Annotated in this window: 17 protein-coding genes; 3 read left to right on the top strand and 14 right to left on the bottom strand. The window is 60.5% G+C overall.

Features of this window, described 5'->3' with window-relative positions:
* Positions 1 to 40: 40 nt before the first annotated feature.
* The 5 genes from QLG12_RS11320 to minC form a co-directional block, all read right to left on the bottom strand.
* Positions 41 to 1,330 (bottom strand): M18 family aminopeptidase, encoded by a 1,290-nt coding sequence (locus QLG12_RS11320; protein WP_007960074.1) that lies wholly within the window; start codon positions 1,328 to 1,330, stop codon positions 41 to 43.
* A 68-nt stretch (positions 1,331 to 1,398) separates the two neighbouring features.
* Positions 1,399 to 2,034, bottom strand: coding sequence for an RluA family pseudouridine synthase (locus tag QLG12_RS11315; protein WP_039769876.1), 636 nt, complete (start codon positions 2,032 to 2,034; stop codon positions 1,399 to 1,401).
* A 91-nt stretch (positions 2,035 to 2,125) separates the two neighbouring features.
* Entirely contained in the window at positions 2,126 to 2,380 is a 255-nt protein-coding gene (minE, locus tag QLG12_RS11310; RefSeq protein ID WP_007960071.1) for a cell division topological specificity factor MinE, read from the bottom strand.
* Positions 2,380 to 3,192, bottom strand: coding sequence for a septum site-determining protein MinD (gene minD, locus QLG12_RS11305; protein ID WP_064378705.1), 813 nt, complete (start codon positions 3,190 to 3,192; stop codon positions 2,380 to 2,382). Before minD ends, minE begins: the two co-directional genes overlap by 1 nt.
* A 169-nt stretch (positions 3,193 to 3,361) precedes the next feature.
* Complete coding sequence (gene minC / locus QLG12_RS11300; protein ID WP_007960063.1) at positions 3,362 to 4,099, bottom strand: septum site-determining protein MinC; 738 nt, start codon at positions 4,097 to 4,099, stop codon at positions 3,362 to 3,364.
* Positions 4,100 to 4,216: 117 nt separating this feature from the next.
* Here minC and QLG12_RS11295 point away from each other — a divergent pair, with 117 nt between their 5' ends.
* Positions 4,217 to 5,149 (top strand): lipid A biosynthesis lauroyl acyltransferase, encoded by a 933-nt coding sequence (locus tag QLG12_RS11295; protein ID WP_007960061.1) that lies wholly within the window; start codon positions 4,217 to 4,219, stop codon positions 5,147 to 5,149.
* A gap of 35 nt (positions 5,150 to 5,184) precedes the next feature.
* A complete protein-coding gene (locus tag QLG12_RS11290) occupies positions 5,185 to 6,357 on the top strand; it encodes a patatin-like phospholipase family protein (protein ID WP_197869560.1) in 1,173 nt (390 codons plus the stop codon).
* A 138-nt stretch (positions 6,358 to 6,495) separates the two neighbouring features.
* Here the strand turns inward: QLG12_RS11290 and QLG12_RS11285 are convergent, their stop codons facing one another.
* From QLG12_RS11285 to puuE, 8 genes are all read right to left on the bottom strand, one after another.
* Positions 6,496 to 7,281 (bottom strand): outer membrane protein OmpK, encoded by a 786-nt coding sequence (locus tag QLG12_RS11285; protein ID WP_011333185.1) that lies wholly within the window; start codon positions 7,279 to 7,281, stop codon positions 6,496 to 6,498.
* 372 nt (positions 7,282 to 7,653) lie between these two features.
* Positions 7,654 to 8,439, bottom strand: coding sequence for an outer membrane protein OmpK (locus tag QLG12_RS11280; RefSeq protein WP_011333187.1), 786 nt, complete (start codon positions 8,437 to 8,439; stop codon positions 7,654 to 7,656).
* An 86-nt stretch (positions 8,440 to 8,525) separates the two neighbouring features.
* A complete protein-coding gene (locus QLG12_RS11275) occupies positions 8,526 to 9,884 on the bottom strand; it encodes a nucleobase:cation symporter-2 family protein (protein WP_197869558.1) in 1,359 nt (452 codons plus the stop codon).
* Positions 9,885 to 10,052: 168 nt separating this feature from the next.
* Entirely contained in the window at positions 10,053 to 11,363 is a 1,311-nt protein-coding gene (locus QLG12_RS11270) for a urate hydroxylase PuuD (protein WP_197869557.1), read from the bottom strand.
* 51 nt (positions 11,364 to 11,414) lie between these two features.
* Positions 11,415 to 11,918, bottom strand: coding sequence for an ureidoglycolate lyase (locus QLG12_RS11265; RefSeq protein WP_027613342.1), 504 nt, complete (start codon positions 11,916 to 11,918; stop codon positions 11,415 to 11,417).
* A 124-nt stretch (positions 11,919 to 12,042) separates the two neighbouring features.
* Positions 12,043 to 13,038, bottom strand: a complete 996-nt coding sequence (gene alc, locus QLG12_RS11260; protein WP_007960036.1) for an allantoicase — start codon at positions 13,036 to 13,038, stop codon at positions 12,043 to 12,045.
* Between the two features lie 88 nt (positions 13,039 to 13,126).
* Positions 13,127 to 13,642, bottom strand: coding sequence for a 2-oxo-4-hydroxy-4-carboxy-5-ureidoimidazoline decarboxylase (uraD, locus tag QLG12_RS11255; RefSeq protein WP_282474511.1), 516 nt, complete (start codon positions 13,640 to 13,642; stop codon positions 13,127 to 13,129).
* Positions 13,639 to 14,565 (bottom strand): allantoinase PuuE, encoded by a 927-nt coding sequence (gene puuE, locus QLG12_RS11250; protein WP_039769896.1) that lies wholly within the window; start codon positions 14,563 to 14,565, stop codon positions 13,639 to 13,641. Before puuE ends, uraD begins: the two co-directional genes overlap by 4 nt.
* Before the next feature lie 430 nt (positions 14,566 to 14,995).
* Between puuE and uraH the strand changes: the two genes are divergently transcribed.
* Positions 14,996 to 15,349 carry a hydroxyisourate hydrolase gene (gene uraH, locus QLG12_RS11245; RefSeq protein ID WP_011333195.1) on the top strand — a complete coding sequence of 118 codons (354 nt, stop codon included), beginning with the start codon at positions 14,996 to 14,998 and terminating at the stop codon, positions 15,347 to 15,349.
* Between the two features lie 106 nt (positions 15,350 to 15,455).
* Here the strand turns inward: uraH and QLG12_RS11240 are convergent, their stop codons facing one another.
* Entirely contained in the window at positions 15,456 to 17,078 is a 1,623-nt protein-coding gene (locus QLG12_RS11240) for a hypothetical protein (RefSeq protein ID WP_282474510.1), read from the bottom strand.
* Positions 17,079 to 17,200: the final 122 nt, after the last annotated feature.

Here is a 17,200-nt window from a genome sequence, read left to right as displayed (position 1 = left end):
TCGAGGGATCGCAGCCAGGCGCTGCGATCCCTGCTGTGTTTTACGGCAATTCGCGACTGGCGTAGAACGCGCTCAGCACTTTGACCAGATGTGCCAGGTCATGGCTGCCACACAATTCGCGGATCGAGTGCATGGCGAAGGTCGGCAGGCCGATGTCGACCGTGCGCACGCCCAGATGGCTGGCGGTGATCGGGCCGATGGTCGAGCCGCAACCCATGTCGCTGCGCACCACGAAGCTTTGCACCGGCACTTCTTCGGCCATGCACAGATGGCGGAAGAAACCGGCGGTTTCGCTGTTGGTGGCGTAGCGCTGGTTGCTGTTGACTTTGATCACCGGGCCGGCGTTGAGTTTCGGGCCGTGGTTGGCGTCGTGCTTCTCGGCGTAGTTCGGGTGCACGCCGTGGGCGTTGTCGGCAGAAACCAGCAGGGATTTCTGAATGGTGCGTACGAATTCGTCACCTTCCGGCAACAGACGACGCAGCGTCTGTTCGAGCATCGGGCCGTCGGCGCCGCAGGCCGAGCAGGAGCCGACTTCTTCGTGGTCGTTGCACACCAGCACGCAGGTTTCTTCGGTGTCAGCGGTCAGCAGGGCTTGCAGGCCGGCATAGCACGACAGCAGGTTGTCCAGGCGCGCACCGGCGATGAAGTCGCCATGCAGGCCGATGACCGCAGCGCTCTGGGTGTCGTAGAAACTCAGCTCGTAATCCAGCACCACGTCGGCGTTGAGGCCGTGTTCGCGGGCCAGTTGATCGGTGAGCACCGCGCGGAAGTCCACGCGCTCGTCACCGGCGAACTGCGCGAGAATCGGCGGCAGTTCGGTCTGGGCATTGATCGCCCAGCCCTGGTTGGCTTCACGGTTGAGGTGGATCGCGAGGTTGGGAATGATCGCGATCGGGGCCTTGAAGTCGATCAGCTGGCTTTCAACCTTGCCGTCGCGGCGGAAGGTGACGCGGCCGGCCAGCGACAGGTCGCGGTCGAACCATGGCGCCAGCAGCGCACCGCCGTAGACTTCGACACCGAGCTGCCAGAAACCCTGGCGTTGCAATTCAGGTTGTGGCTTGACCCGCAGGCACGGGCTGTCGGTGTGGGCGCCGACCAGGCGGATGCCGTCGTGCAGCGGCGAGTTGCGGCCCATCTTGATCGCGACAATCGAGGAGTCGTTACGGGTGACGTAGTAACGACCATTGGCTTCGGTGTGCCAGGTTTCGCGCTCGTCGAGGCGCACATAACCGGCGGCCTCCAGGCGTTGAACAAGGCTGGCGGTGGCGTGGAACGGGGTAGGGGAGGCCTTTAGGAAGTCGATCAGGCCTTGGTTCAACTCTTCGCGCATAAGAAGCTCCAGACAGCAATGGGCGGGAGTTTAACGCATCGGCCTGATGCTTGGGACATTGTGGCGCGTCAGAAAGGCGCCGGACATTCGAAGCGCAAACGCTCACCGGACTGTGGATGGGTGAAGCTGAGCATGCTTGCGTGCAGGCACAGACGAGGCCAGGCGGCGAGGGCTTGTTCATGAGCGTAGAGACCGTCACCGAGCAACGGGTGACCGATGGACAGCATGTGCACGCGCAACTGGTGCGAACGCCCGGTGATCGGCGTGAGCTCGACGCGACACCAGTCGCCGCAGCGTTCCAGCACACGCCAGAAGGTCAGGGCGTGCTTGCCGTGTTCGTGATCGACCACGTGGCGCGGTTTGGTCGGCGGGTCGTAGCGCAACGGCAGATCGATACTGCCGCTGTCCAGTTCCGGCTGACCCCAGCAGAGCGCAGTGTAGGCTTTCTCTGTTTCACGATCGTGAAACTGGCGCGACAATTCGCGGTGAGTATCGGCGTCACGGGCCAGCAGAATGATCCCCGATGTTTCCCAGTCCAGACGATGGACGATACGCGCTTCGGGGTAGCCGTTTTCCTGCAGGCGGGTGATCAGGCAATCCTTGTTGTCGTCGGCCCGGCCAGGGACGGAGAGCAACAGGGTCGGTTTGTTCACCACCAGAACGGCGGCGTCCTGATGAATGATTTGGACGTTGGACAACGGCATTAAAACAGCCTCGTAACAAATGCCAACGGCGGCTCAGAGCCCCTCCGGTGTCGGAAGGGCCCTGAGCCGCCGTCGTTCCTGCCGGATCGACTCAGCGGTCTGGCAGGGTGATGTTGAGTTCCAGAATCGAGCAGCTGCCCTGGCTCTCCAGTGCCACGTGCACGTCGTCGTTGCCGATGTTGACGTACTTGCGGATCACTTCCACCAGTTCCTTCTGCAAGGATGGCAGGTAGTCCGGGGTGCTGCGCTGGCCGCGTTCATGCGCCACGATGATCTGTAGACGCTCTTTCGCGACCGAGGCGGTACTTGGCTTTTTGTTGGCACGAAAGAAGTCAAAAAGGTTCATTACCTACCTCCAAACAGACGCTCGAAGAATCCCTTCTTCTCGACATTCAGGAACCGGTGTTCTTTTTCCTTGCCCAGCAGGCGATCAACGGTATCGCTGTAGGCCTGGCCGGCGTCGCTCTGATCATCGAGGATCACAGGTACGCCCTGGTTGGAGGCCTTGAGCACGGCCTGGGATTCCGGAATGACGCCCAGCAGGCGAACGGCGAGGATTTCCTTGACGTCTTCGACGCCGAGCATTTCGCCTTTTTCGACGCGCTCCGGGTGGTAGCGGGTGATCAGCAGGTGTTCCTGGATCGGCTCTTCGCCGCGTTCGGCGCGACGGGACTTGCTGGCCAGCAGGCCGAGCATGCGGTCGGAGTCACGTACCGAGGACACTTCCGGGTTGGTCACGACGATCGCTTCGTCAGCGAAGTACATGGCCAGGTGGGCGCCTTTTTCGATACCCGCCGGGGAGTCGCAGACGACGAACTCGAATTGTTCCTTGAGCTCCATCAGGACTTTTTCCACGCCTTCCTGGGTCAGCGCGTCTTTGTCGCGGGTCTGGCTGGCGGCCAGCACGTAGAGGTTTTCCAGGCGCTTGTCTTTGATCAGGGCCTGTTGCAGGTTGGCTTCGCCGTTCACGACGTTGACGAAGTCATACACCACGCGGCGCTCGCAACCCATGATCAGGTCAAGGTTACGCAAGCCCACGTCGAAGTCGACGATCACTGTTTTGTGGCCGCGCAGAGCGAGGCCGGTACCGATAGCGGCGCTGGTGGTGGTCTTACCCACACCACCCTTGCCGGATGTAACCACGAGAATCTTGGCCAAGGTGTTTCACCCCTAAGGAAGAAGGACTGTTCAGCCCCTGAAAAACATCTCTAGAAAACTACTGCAGTCGGACAGCCTTGGCTGGAATCCGGCTTTTGGCCTTTTTCCTACTTCGTTTGAGCCGTTTTCGCTACGTTTTAGAGATGCTTGGAAAATGCGGCAGTATCCGTTAAAGCCGAATGATGTTCAACACGTCGCCCGACAGGCTGACCTGTACGCCCGAACCCCACATCGGATCGCGACGCAGGTCCTCGGAAACCTTGTAATGGCCTGCGATGGAGATCAGTTCAGCGCTCAGTTGCTGACAGAAAATCCGCGCCTTGGTGTCGCCCTTGACCCCGGCCAGCGCACGACCGCGCATCGGGCCGTATACATGGATGTTGCCATCGGCGAGAAGTTCCGCCCCCGGACTGACCGAGGACACCACCACCAGATCGCCACCTTGGGCATATATCTGTTGGCCACCACGTACTGGCGTGGTGATGACGCGGGTCGGTTTGACGGCCGGCTCCGGCGGCTTTTCCGGCTTCTTCGGTGCAACGGGTTCAGCGCTTTCCAGCGGTCGTTCGCGGGCGCCGGACGGCGGCAGTACCGGGATGTCGATGGCGATGGCGGCGGCGATGTCTTCGATGCGGCTGGCGCGGATCGCCAGGGTGCGCAGGCCGTGCTGGCGGCACACGCGCATCAGGCCCGGCAGGTCGACGGCGCCTTCACTGGGCGGCAGTTTGTCCAGCGCCAGAACCAGCGGCGCGTTGCTGAAGAAATTCGGTGCCTGGGCGACTTTGGCGGCCAATTGCCGATCGAGGCTGTCCAGGTCGTTGCGGGACAGCTCCAGCACCGTAATGGCGAGCATGCTGCCCTTCAGCTGGAACACGGGATCTTGGTCTTTCGGTTCGGTTTGGCTCATGTCGGCATACAACGGCTTGTCACTAAAAGTGCCGAGACTTATAACGAGAACGCCCGCAGGCCGCAAGCCGGGTCGAACGATGTAGAATGCGCGGCCACTGTATTTACGGAAGCTTTAATGGATCGCCCGCGTTTTCGAAAAGCATTTCTTGCTCCACGCTTCTGGCCGCTCTGGTGCGGCCTCGGGCTGTTGTGGCTGATCGTGCAACTGCCGTATCCGGCATTGCTCGCCATCGGCCGTTTTCTCGGTGCCCTGATGTATCGCTTCGCCGGCGACCGACGGCGCATCGCCAAGCGCAATCTGGAACTGTGTTTCCCGGAAAAGTCCGCCGCCGAGCGCAAGCGCCTGCTCAAGGAAAACTTTGCCTCCACCGGCATCGCCTTCTTTGAGATGGCCATGAGCTGGTGGTGGTCGCGTCAGCGGCTGGCGAAACTGGCTCACGTCGAAGGTCTTGAGCATTTGCAGAAGGCCCAGCGCGAAGGCAAGGGCGTGATTCTGATGGCGGTGCATTTCACCACTCTGGAAATCGGCGCGGCGCTGCTCGGCCAGCAGCACACCATCGACGGCATGTACCGCGAACACAAGAACCCGCTGTTCGACTTCGTCCAGCGTCAGGGCCGTGAGCGGCACAATCTCGACTCGCTGGCGGTGGAACGTGACGACGTGCGCGGCATGCTCAAGTTGCTGCGCGCAGGCCGGGCCATCTGGTATGCACCAGATCAGGACTACGGCGCCAAGCAAAGTATCTTTGTGCCGCTGTTCGGTATTCAGGCCGCAACGGTCACCGCCACCAGCAAGTTCGCCCGGCTGGGCAAGGCGCTGGTGGTGCCGTTCACCCAGGAACGTCTGGCTGACGGCAGCGGTTATCGTCTGGTGATTCATCCGCCGCTGGAAGGTTTCCCGGGCGAGACCGAAGAAGAAGATTGCATCCGCATCAATCAGTGGGTCGAAGGCGTGTTGCGTGAGTGCCCCGAGCAATACCTGTGGGCACATCGGCGCTTCAAGAGCCGGCCGCCGGGCGAGCCGAAGCTGTACGCCAAACGCGGTTGATTGACCCATTCCCATAAGCACCACGGAGCGTTGCGATGAGCCCAGCTGAACCGGTCACAGGTTTGATTCTTTCCGGCGGCGGGGCTCGGGCGGCGTATCAGGTGGGGGTGCTGGCGGCAATTGCCGAATTGCTGCCGCTGGGGGCGGACAATCCGTTTCCGGTGATCGTCGGCACATCGGCCGGGGCGATCAATGCGGTCAGCCTGGCCAGCGGTGCGACCGATTTTCGCGCGGCCATCGAGCGCCTGACGCTGTTCTGGCAAGGCTTTCGCAGCCATTGCGTGTTGCGCAGCGACTGGCCGGGAGTGATCCACCAGGCCAGTCGTTTTGTCACCCATAGCCTGTTGGGCATGGGCCGGCAAATGCCGGTGGCGCTGCTCAACAGTTCGCCGCTACGCCATCTGCTCAATGAAAAACTGCACATGCCCGGCATCGCCGAGTCCATCGCGCGCAAGCAATTGCACGCAGTGGCGGTCACGGCGTTCGGCTACGAGTCGGGGCAAGCCGTGACCTTCTATCAGGGCGGCGGGACCATCGACTCCTGGCTGCGTCATCGGCGCATCGGGGTACCGACACAGTTGTCGGTGGAGCACTTGCTGGCCAGCTCGGCGATCCCGCTGTTGTTCGCGCCGGTGAAGATCGGCGATGAATATTTCGGTGATGGCGCGGTGCGACAGTCGGCGCCGATCAGCCCGGCGCTGCATCTGGGTGCGAGCCGGGTGCTGGTGGTGGGTGTCAGCGGCAACCCGCGCGGTTTTGATCCGGCGCAACCGCTGGAGCGCACCTATACCGGGCAGCAACCGACGCTGGCACAGATCGGCGGGCATATGCTCAACAGCACCTTCATTGATAGCCTGGAAAGCGATATCGAGCTGCTTCAGCGTCTGAACCAGTTCAGCCGTCTGATGCCTGAAGGTACGCCGACCCGCGCGTTGGGTGTGGCGCCGGTGGACGTGCTGGTGATTTCACCCAGCCAGCCGATCGATGAAATTGCGGCGCGGCATCGCCAGGAATTGCCGGCGGCGTTACGTCTGTTTCTGCGTGGGCCGGGGGCGACCAAGACGAGCGGCGCAGGGGTGTTGAGTTACTTGCTGTTCGAGGCGGGGTATTGCAGCGAATTGATCGATCTGGGCAGGCGCGATGCCTTGGCCAAGCGCGATGAACTGTGCCGGTTTCTCGGAATCGGCGAGGCGGTGGTTCCGGCCTGAGATGTGTGGTGCAGCCATCGCTGGCAAGCCAGCTCCCACAGGTTTTCGGGTGTCCACAACCGCCGTGAACGACACAAAACCAGTGTGGGAGCGGGCTTGCTCGCGAAGGCGTCCTTTCAGACGCCACTGACACCAGGGTCAGAAGTGGAACTTCACCAGGAAGCTCGTGGTGCTCTGATCGGTCTTGAAATACTGGCTGTCCTTGATCCCGTACTTGTCCGACCAATAGTCGTACTCGACACCCACATACAACTGTTTCTCGCCAATGCTCAGCGCTTTGCCCAGGTCGTATTTGATTTGTGGGTTGAAGTGCAGGTTGGCGTGGTAATCGCCTTTGGAGTTGGAGTCGTTGTCGACCACCCAGTCCATGAAGCCGTCGATCAGGATGTTCGAGTCACCGACCGGAATCGTGTAGGACCAGACCGGGGTGATCTGCCAGACGTTGTCACCGGCGCGGGAACCTTCGGTGTGGCGCTGGTAGAAGTTCAGCTGGAAGTAGTCGAAGCCCGGGATTGCCAGGTCGAAGCCCGGACCGATCAGGTACGACTCGGTATCGCCTTCACCGAACTCGTAAGTCATGGCCAGCAGCACGTCGGTGACCGGACCGAAAGCCAGTTTCTGATCGAAGATCTTGCCGAACGACAGACGCGGGCTGATTTCGCCGTAGTAGGTGTTCGAACCCACACCGCCGTCATCCTTGCCGTTGTAGAAGATCTTGTCGACGAACAGGAAGTTGTCGCCGTACTTCCAGGCATCGGCGTGCTCGAAGGTGACGGTCTGCTGAATGCGCGGGTTGACCTGGAAGTCCTTGCCATAGAGGTAGGTCAGGCTGTTGTTCTGCCATTGCAGCAGGCCGTCGGCCATGGCCTGACCCCCTGCCAGCAGCGATCCCGCAAGCATCAGGCTGGTGCACATACGTTTCATTCGGTTGCTCCCAAAGTAGGTGTTCCACGTTTGTTTTTTTGAGTCGGCGCTCTGGTGTGGCGCCTTTTTTCGTTGCTGCAAAAGTCATCCATACGGTCAGCTTTAGTGCTGTTAGCAAGAGCTGAGCCAAGGCTTTTCGAAAAGCAAAAAAACGCCCGTCGGCTGCTGAAAAACAGTCGATTGAGCGTGTTTTCGGGATGCCTCGGTACCGACCGCGTCCGGGATAAGTTGGCTTTTCGGTCAGAAATTAAATTCGGGCTTTTTTTTAGACCGAATTCAGGAGGCCGCGGAGAATACTGACTCAACGGCCAGGCCTCAAGTGCCCCGCAACAGAGCACCGACGACAGGTAGGGGGCACGGTTGCGGGCCATCTTAGAAGTGCACCTTCACCAGCAGGCTGGCGGTGTTCTGATTGGTGTCGAAACTGTGGGTGCTTTCGACCCCGTATTTGTTTTTCCAGTAGCTGTATTCGGTGCCGACGTACACCTGCTTTTCACCCCAGCCGAGGGCTTTGCCCAGGTCGTATTTGATCTGCGGGTTGATGTGCAGGTTGGCGTGATAGGTACCGCGTGAGTTCTGATCGTTGTCGACCACCCAGTCCAGATAGCCGTCGATCAGCAGGTCGGAATTGCCCACGGGAATGCTGTAGGACCAGCCGGGGGTGATCTGCCAGACGCCGTCGCCGGGGCGCGGGCCTTCGGTCTGGCGGCGATAGAAGTTCAGGGTGAAATAGTTGAAGCCCGGCACCTTGAGGTCGAAGCCGGGGCCGATCAGATAGGCCTCGCTGTCGCCTTCGCCGTACTCGTAGGTCATGGCCAGGAGCACGTCCTTGATCGGGCCGAACTCCAGCTTCCTGTCGAAGATCTTGCCGAACGACAGGCGCGGGCTGAATTCGCCGTAGAACGCGTGGGGCCCTTTGTTGCGGTCTTCCTGGCCGTTGTAGAAGATCTTGTCGACGAACAGGAAGTTGTCGCCGTACTTCCACTTGTCGGCGTGCTCGAACGTTACCGTCTGCTGGATCGACGGGTTGATCGCGAAGTTCTTGCCGTACAGGTAGCTCAGGCTGTTGGTCTGCCACAGCAATAAATCGCCGGCCATGGCTTGCGATGCGGCCAGCAGGCCGCCGCTCAACAACACATTGGTTTGAGTCCGGATCATCTGTTGCTCCCTCTTGTTTTTATTGTTTGAGGCAAAGCTGTCGCGAGGGGGCAGGCTTGGGCGAGCCCCCTTTTTTACTCTTCGGATCAGTGCGGGTGTGCGTGGCAGTCGTTGATCGCGGCGCGTTCGGCGCCGCCGAGGATGTTGAACAACAGGTTCAGCGTCAGCGCGCTGAGGGTGGCCATGGCGATCCCGCTGTGGGTGATCGGGCTCATCCACAACGGCAGGTGGGCGAAAAATTCCGGACGCACCACCGGGATCAGGCCCATGCCGATGCTGACGGCTACCAGCAATTGGTTGCGACGGTCGCCGATGTCGGCCTCTTGCAGAATCTTGATGCCGGTGGCCGCGACCATGCCGAACATCGCAATCGCTGCGCCGCCGAGCACCGCCGGTGGAATCGATGCCACCAGGAACGCCGCTTTCGGCAGAAGGCTCAGGACAATCAGCAAACCGCCGGCGACGATGGTCACCGACCGGCAGCGCACACCGGTCATCTGCACCAGGCCGATGTTCTGCGCGAAAGAAGAGTGGGTGAAGGTGTTGAAGAATCCGGCGAAGAACGACGCGCCGGCATCACACAGCAGGCCGCGACGCAGCATGCGCGGGCAGACTTCCTGGCCGGTGATCTTGCCCAGTGCGAGGAACATCCCGGTGGACTCGACGAAGATGATCACCACCACCAGGCACATCGACAGGATCGGTGCCAGTTCGAACTTCGGCAGGCCGAAATGCAGCGGGGTGACGAACTGAAGCCACGGCGCATTGGCCATGCCGCTCAGGTCGACCATGCCGATGGCGCCGCAGAGCACGTAGCCCAGGCACATGCCGATCAGCACGGAAATGTTGACCCAGAAACCACGCATGAAGCGGTGGATCAACAGAATGGTGGCCAGCACCAGTGCGGCGATGGCCAGGTAAATCGGTGAACCGAATTGAGCGGCGCCAGCACCGCCACCGGCCCAGTTCACGGCCACGGGGAACAACGACAAACCGATCGAGGTGATGACCGTGCCGGTCACCAGAGGCGGGAAGAAGCGTACGACCTTGGACATGAACGGCGCGATGATCATGCCGAAGAACCCGGCGGCGATGGTGGCGCCGAAGATTCCCTGCAGACCGATGCCGGGCATGCCGGCCATGGCGACCATGCTGCCGACGGCGGCGAAACTGGCGCCCATCATCACCGGCATGCGAATGCCCATCGGGCCGATCCCCAAGGACTGCACGATGGTGGCGATGCCGGCGACCAGTAGGTCGGCGTTGATCAGGAAAGCGATTTCTTCACGACTCAGGCCAGCGGCCTGTCCGATGATCAGCGGTACCGCGATGGCGCCGCCGTACATCAGCAGAACATGTTGCAGACCGACCAGGATCAGTTGCAAAAGGGGCAAACGCTGAATGGCGGGTGCGTCGGGGATGCGCGCTTTGGACAGCTCGGACATGCAACACCTCGGATCTTTTTTATTCTTGTGATGAACAGCGGCCGGGTTGCTCACCGCTGTTCTTTTGCATCGGGTAAACCGCGTTGCGGCTAATCGCTGGCAAGCCAGCTCCCACACAGGCAGTGCAAAACCCTGTGGGAGCTGGCTTGCCAGCGATGCTTTTACTGCTTAATTGGTCTGGGCTCCCTGGGCGATCCATGCACCGATCAGGTCACGTTCCTGCTGGGTCATCTGCGTGATGTTGCCCAGTGGCATGATCTGCGTGGTGATGGCTTGCGCCTGGATCCGTGCCGCGTTCTGGCGGATCTGCTCGGGGGTGTCGAACATCACACCGGCCGGGGCAGCGCTGAACAGCGGGCTGGTCGGTTTGGCCGAGTGGCAGACCGCGCAGCGTTCCTGGATCACGTTGTGCACCTTGTCGAACGCAGGGCCGGCGTTGGACGCCTGGGCCGGAGCGGCTGGTGCGGCAGGGGCGGCTGGTTGTGCTGCTTCAGCCGGTTTCGCTCCACCACCCAAAGCCGTTTCCGGCAGCGGCTGGTACTCGATTTTCGCAGGGGCCTTGGCCACGTCCGGAGCGGTCGACATCGGCGCCGGGCCGGTGACGTACGCCAGACTGATCATGCCCACCGCTGCCACCGGCAGGGTCCAGGCAAACTTGTGGCTGTCGTGACGGGTGTTGAAGTAGTGACGCACCAACACCGCCAACACTGCAATCCCGGCCAGGATCAGCCAGTTGTACTGGCTGCCGTACGTGCTCGGGAAGTGGTTGCTGATCATGATGAACAGCACCGGCAGGGTGAAGTAGTTGTTGTGACGCGAACGCAGCAGGCCTTTGGCCGGCAGCGCCGGATCCGGCGTGCGGTTCTCGGCGATCGCGGCCACCAGTGCGCGCTGCGCCGGCATGATGATGCGGAACACGTTGCCGACCATGATGGTGCCGATGATCGCGCCGACGTGCAGGTAGGCACCGCGACCGCTGAACACCTTGCTGAAGCCATACGCCGCGCCGATGATCAGCACGAACAGGATGAAGCCGAGCAGGGCAGGTTTTTTGCCGAGGGGCGAATCGCAGAGGAAGTCGTAGATGAACCAGCCGGCGATCAGCGAACCGATGCCGATGGCCACGCCTTCAGGGCCGGTCAGGCCGCTGCCGGGTGCCACGAGGTAGAGCACGGGGTTGGAGTAGAACACCACGCACAGCAGCGCGATCCCCGACATCCAGGTGAAGTAGGCTTCCCATTTGAACCAGTGCAGGTTCTCCGGCATCGACGGAGGGGCCAGTTTGTATTTTTCCAGGTGATAGATACCGCCGCCGTGGATCGCCCACAGATCACCGGCAAGACCGGTTTTCGGATTGACGCGGTTGAGGTTGTTCTCCAGCCAGACGAAGTAGAACGACGCGCCGATCCAGGCCACGCCAGTGATCATGTGAACCCAGCGCACGCTCAGGTTCAGCCATTCCAACAGATGTGCTTCCACAGTCTTTACCTCTCGCCTGTCACTCTTGTTGTCGAGTGATCAGACCTTCTCTTATTGGTGGGGGGCGAGGATCAAACGCTCATCCTCTTTGAAAAAATGCTCATCGCAGTTATTGCCTGTGCCACTGCGATCAACCACCAGGAAGTCATCCCGCTTTTCGATCGTCAGCACCGGGTGGTGCCAGACGCCGCGATGGTAATTAATGCCCTGCCTGCCGTTGGTGACGAAGGCGCGGACCAAGCCTGATACAGGTACATCGCCAAGTGGCGCGACCACGATCAGAAAGGGGTTGCCGAGCAGCGGAATAAAAGCCTGGCTGCCCAGCGGATGGCGTTCCAGCATGCTGACGGTCAGCGGCATGTCCTGCGCGTCGGCGCGGAAGATGCTGATGATCGCGTTGTCCTCAGGCGTCGCGGTTTCGACCGTCGCCAGTTTGTGGAAGCGCATGGTCGAACCGTTGTTGATCATGAAGTGATCGCTGCCGTCGGTTTCGATCACGTCACCGAAAGGGGCGAAGGCTTCTTTGGTCAGCGGTTCAATCGTCAGTGTGCGCATGCTGTTCTTTTCCGAATTCTGTGTTGTTGGTTCTATCGTCATCGCTGGCAAGCCAGCTCCCACAGGTTTTGTGTACACCACAGTCCCCTGTGGGAGCGGGCTTGCCCGCGATCGGGTTCAGCGCTTATTTAGCGACCTTGCCGAGAACGCGCAGGCGGCTGACACCACCATCCGGGAACACGTTCAGACGGATGTGGGTGATCGGGCCCAGTGCCTTGATTTGCTCGACGAAGGTGTGTTCGGCGTGCATTTCCAGCTTCTGGCTTGGCAGCAGTTCGCGCCAGAACAGCGACTGGGTTTCGATCTGGCTGTCGGTGCCGCCCTTGACGAACGCGCCCTGGATCGAGCAGGTGTCCGGGTAGTTGCCCTTGAAGTGCAGGGTGTCGACGATGATTTTTTCGATCTCGCCCGGGTGGCCCAGCGCGACGATCACCCAGTCATTGCCCGGCGTGCGACGACGTGCGGTTTCCCAGCCATCGCCCATGTTGATGCCACGGCCCGGGTTGAGGATGTTGCTCATGCGGCCGAAATGTTCGTCGGAGCAGGCGAGGGCGCGGCCACCGTTGAGGGCTGCGGCCAGGTCGACTTGCTCGTTGTCGCCAACTGCCGACCAGTCGCGGAACGGAATGCCGTACACGCGCAGACGGGCCACGCCGCCATCCGGGTAGATGTTGAAGCGCAGGTGGCTGAAGGCCTTGTCGTTGCTGATTTCGTGGTAGTGGTGGCTGTTGCCCTGCAGCTCGACGGCCGACAGCACTTCAGTCCACTGAGTGTTTTCGTCCGGCTCGCCCGACGCCAGGAAGCAGGCTTCCAGCGAGGCCGATGGCGGGAAGTTGCCGGTGAAGAATGAAGTGTCGATGTCCACGCCTTTGATCGAACCCGGTACGCCCAGGCGAATTACCGCGCTGTCGTAGCCTTCGAAGCGCTTGCGGCGGGACTCCCAGCCGTCCATCCACTTGCCGTTGTCATCGAACACGCCCTCCTTCCACACGGCCGGGGTCGGCTGAAACAGACGATTGGCGTCTGCGAACCAGTCATCGGTGACCGAGATGATTTTGGTGCCCAGACGGGCATCGGCCAGGTTGACGAACTTCTCGAAAGGTACGGCGTAAGCTTTCATTCTTCTTGTCTGCCTTTAAATAAGTGGCTTGGGATGCTTGCAGGGCCCTGGGTGCTCTCCGCGTTTGATGCACTCGGGCCAGGCTTCGCTAGAGAGTCAGTAAACGGAACAGGGCAATCTTGTTGATCTCCGCCAGCGCGCATTTGAACTCGGTGTCGACCGGGTTGTGAATGCGCGTTTCGAACGCCGCGAGGATCTGATGCCGGTTGCTGCCTTTTACCGCCATGATGAAGGGAAACTTGAACTTGGCCTTGTAGGCGTCGTTCAGCTCGGTGAAGCGCTGGAACTCTTCGGCCGTGCATTGGTGAATACCGGCGCCAGCCTGTTCATGGGTGCTGGCTTCGGTCAACTCGCCCTGGACGGCAGCTTTGCCGGCCAGGTCCGGGTGAGCGTTGATCAGTGCCAGTTGGCTTTCGTGATCGGCGCTCAACAGGATGTCGCTCATGCGCTGGTGCAGGGTTTCGATCTGGTCGATCGATGCGTCCTGGCCCAGGTCGAAGGCCTTCTCGGCCACCCATGGCGAATGTTCGTAGATGTCGGCGAAAGCTTTGACGAAGGCGTCGCGGCTCAGAGTCGACGGTTGCAGGGTTTGAAAGGTGCTCATTTGGCAGCCCCTTGGTACGGGTGGGTTTCGTGCCAGTGACGCGCGATGTCGACGCGGCGGCTGAACCACACCTGTTCATGACTTTTAGCGTATTCGATAAAGCGCTTGAGCGACGCCAGGCGCGCCGGACGGCCGATCAGGCGGCAGTGCAGACCGATCGACAGCATCTTCGGTGCTTCGGCGCCTTCGGCATACAGCACGTCGAACGCATCCTTGAGGTATTCGAAGAAATCGTCACCCTTGTTGAAACCCTGGACCTGGGTGAAGCGCATGTCGTTGGTGTCCAGGGTGTACGGGATCACCAGGTGCGGCTTGCCGGTCGGGTTGTTCGGTTCCCAGTAGGGCAGGTCGTCGTCGTAGGTGTCGCAGTCGTAGAGGAAACCGCCTTCTTCCATCACCAGGCGACGGGTGTTCGGGCCGGTGCGACCGGTGTACCAGCCCAGCGGGCGCTCGCCGGTGAGTTCGGTGAGGATGCGGATCGCTTCGAGCATGTGCTCGCGTTCCTGCGCCTCGTCCATGTACTGGTAGTCGATCCAGCGGTAACCGTGGCTGCAGATCTCGTGACCGGCCTCGACCATCGCGCGGATCACGTCCGGGTGACGCTGGGCGGCCATGGCCACGGCGAAGATGGTCAGCGGGATGTCGAATTCCTTGAACAGTTTCAGGATCCGCCAGACGCCGGCACGGCTGCCATACTCGTAAAGCGATTCCATGCTCATGTTACGCGCGCCTTGCAGAGGCTGGGCCGCGACCATTTCCGAGAGGAAGGCTTCCGATTCTTTGTCGCCGTGCAGGATGTTGCGCTCGCCGCCTTCTTCGTAATTGAGTACGAACGACAGGGCGATCCGGGCATTGCCCGGCCAGTGTGGGTGAGGAGGGTTACTGCCGTAACCGATCAGGTCGCGTGGGTAGTCAGCGCTCACTGCAGTCTTCCTTCTTATTCGTTGACAGATTGTGTGGCGCCCTGAGGTTTGGATGGCAGGCTGGCGTCACAGCGATGGGCTGATTGTATACAACTTTATTCTCAATTTGTAAGCCTGAATTTTCGCATTTTTCACCGGCCGTCATCTTTTGCTGTTAATGGCGTGAACCTGCAAGAAACCTGCCTGACCAGTCAGCTAATGGATTGGGGGTTCAATGAATGCGAGGTTATGGGGAGAATCACCGGGAAATCGAAGGATGGCGGGGGTGAGAGGAAAAATGTCGTTTTTATTGTGTACAATTTTTTTGAAAAGTGTCTTAATCAATCGCTCGCCGCAGCTTTTCGTGCTCCGAAACGGTGCGGTCTCCTTTTCAACTGACTTCGGGAGGCGCGAAGTCTGACTGCTCCATGCAGGCAGGCGCGCAGAATCAATGGGACGTTTGACAACACACGTTTTGGACGCTGCACACGGTTGCCCGGGCAGCTCGATCAAGGTCGAGCTGTACCGCGTTGAAGGTTCGCACCTGGAATTGGTCGCCAGTGCGCTTACCAACAGCGATGGCCGGGTCGATGCGCCACTGCTGCAAGGCGATGACTACCGTACCGGTGTCTATCAGGTTCAGTTCCACGCCGGCGATTACTACCGCGCCCGTGGCGTCCAGTTGCCGGAGCCGGCATTCCTGGACGTGGTGGTGCTGCGGTTCGGCATTTCTGCCGAACAGGATCACTACCACGTACCGTTGCTGATCTCGCCCTACAGCTATTCCACCTACCGGGGCAGCTGACCCCCCAAGCAGCTACCCCCACCGGGAAGCGACTGCGCATATAGCTTCTTTGGTCTTTCGCCCGCTCACACTGCGGGCTTTTTTTTATCCTCGGGTCTGTGAGGCATCAAAGCCTTGCGTAATCATCCCTGATGATGAAAAACGTATCCGGATAAGGGGCGAGCGTCTGCACGCCCCCTCTGAGCCAGACGACCTTGTTCGCCGGGTGAGCCGCTTCCACGGCTTGCGCGGCGTCCGGACCGACCTGATCGATCAGCCTGATATTCGCGGCATTCGGATCCTGATTAGCAGGCTGCTGAATCTGGCGTCCCCTGACGCGATGCAGGCTGAGGAAAAAGACGAAGTCATGCCCTGTCCGTGTGAACACAACGGCCGCAAAGCTTTGTGCAGGGCTCGGTTCGAAAACGCTGTAGCCGTTGCGGGTCAGAAGCCCCGCCGCAAAGCGTTTTATATCGACCGCCGACTGGCTCGGCATGAAGTATCTCCATTCCTCTGGAAACCGGGCCGGATCGAAGTCCAGGCGACGCAGACCGGCTTTCACGTTGGCAACGGGCAGCTCGACCTTCTGGTTGCCTTCCGTTATGGATCGCGGCAGTGAATCAAGCATCAGCAACGGATCGATCAACTCCGGACGCGGGTTGACGGTGCCGGTTTTCCAGTCATTGAACGCTTGACGCAACAGCGTCAGACCGCTGCCCGTTGCCAGCTCGGAGCCATTGGCGAGTGTGAATTGCCGTTTGGCGACATTGTGCAGGGTGACGTCCGACAAATCGGGGAAATAGGTGGCGACGGTTTCTTTCATCGGCCGCTGAAATGGCAGGCTCGGATCGACTTCCCAATGCAGGGCAGGCGGAACACGAATGGCGCCGCGAGGTTGCTGCAGGAAGTCGGTGCGCAGTGTCCGATCCAGCGTGGCGTAGTCGTACATCAGGTGATACGGATGCTTGATGTAAACAATTGGATCGTTGTGTGCGGGGCCGCGGGGCAGGGTCCGGTATCGGGATCCGTTGATATTGATGTCGTCAGGTGAGCCCGGTTGGCCGATGATGCCCCAGGTCTTCCAGGGATCGATCAGCGCATCCAGCTCTGTGTCGGCAATCGCGCGGTTCGCGCTGGAGGGTTCAGTCGGTTGCTGTTCATCACCCGCAATACGAGGACGTTTGGGCGGTGTAGCGTGCGCTTCGTCAGCGGGTGCGGGAACGCGGGTGATAAAAAGTTGCGAAGCGTCGATGGTTGATGAACCGTTTGAGGCCACCGTGCGCCATTGCAGGGTGCCTGCCACCTGCTCGAGTCGGGGGCCGGAAGCCCAGAGTTCGTTCGACATTCGGGCTCTGATATTGCTTTGTAAATCCGCGCCGAGCAAAACCGTTCCGCCGTCGACCAGGTCGACGTAGGTATACGGCCCGGCCTTGCGAAATCCTGTCAGCGAGTCGGGCTGGGGTAATCTGTCCACCAGGCGTGGTGGAAGAAAGTAACCGGCAATCGGGCGATCGTTTGTGACGCGAGCGATAGGGGTGCCGAGGGGCAGATCGGCGATCTGAAAGTGCGCAGGCGAGGAGCCGGACGGCAGATTGCCGGGTCCGGTGAGATCGGTCGTCTGATCGAGGTGCGGCTGTTCGATGTGAGCCGCTTGCCTGACGGTTATTTCAGGCGACGTATCGCGGGCTATCGGGATGCCTTGATCTGAAGTGGGCGGGGTTCTGGGGCGGGTCGGTTTCTTCGGGCTCATGGATTGTTGTGCTCACGGGGTCCAGATGACGGGAGCGTTCAATGATCCTCAGGCCTGCACGTTGCCGTGCGGTACATATGTCTATCGGGTGAAACAGTTGATGCCGGACGTTTCCAGGTGGA

This window comes from Pseudomonas sp. V88_4 (assembly GCF_029967985.1).
Taxonomy (GTDB): Bacteria; Pseudomonadota; Gammaproteobacteria; order Pseudomonadales; family Pseudomonadaceae; genus Aquipseudomonas; species Aquipseudomonas glycinae.
The sequence above is the reverse complement of the archived record's forward strand: the minus strand, read 5'-3'. Positions and strand labels throughout refer to the sequence as shown.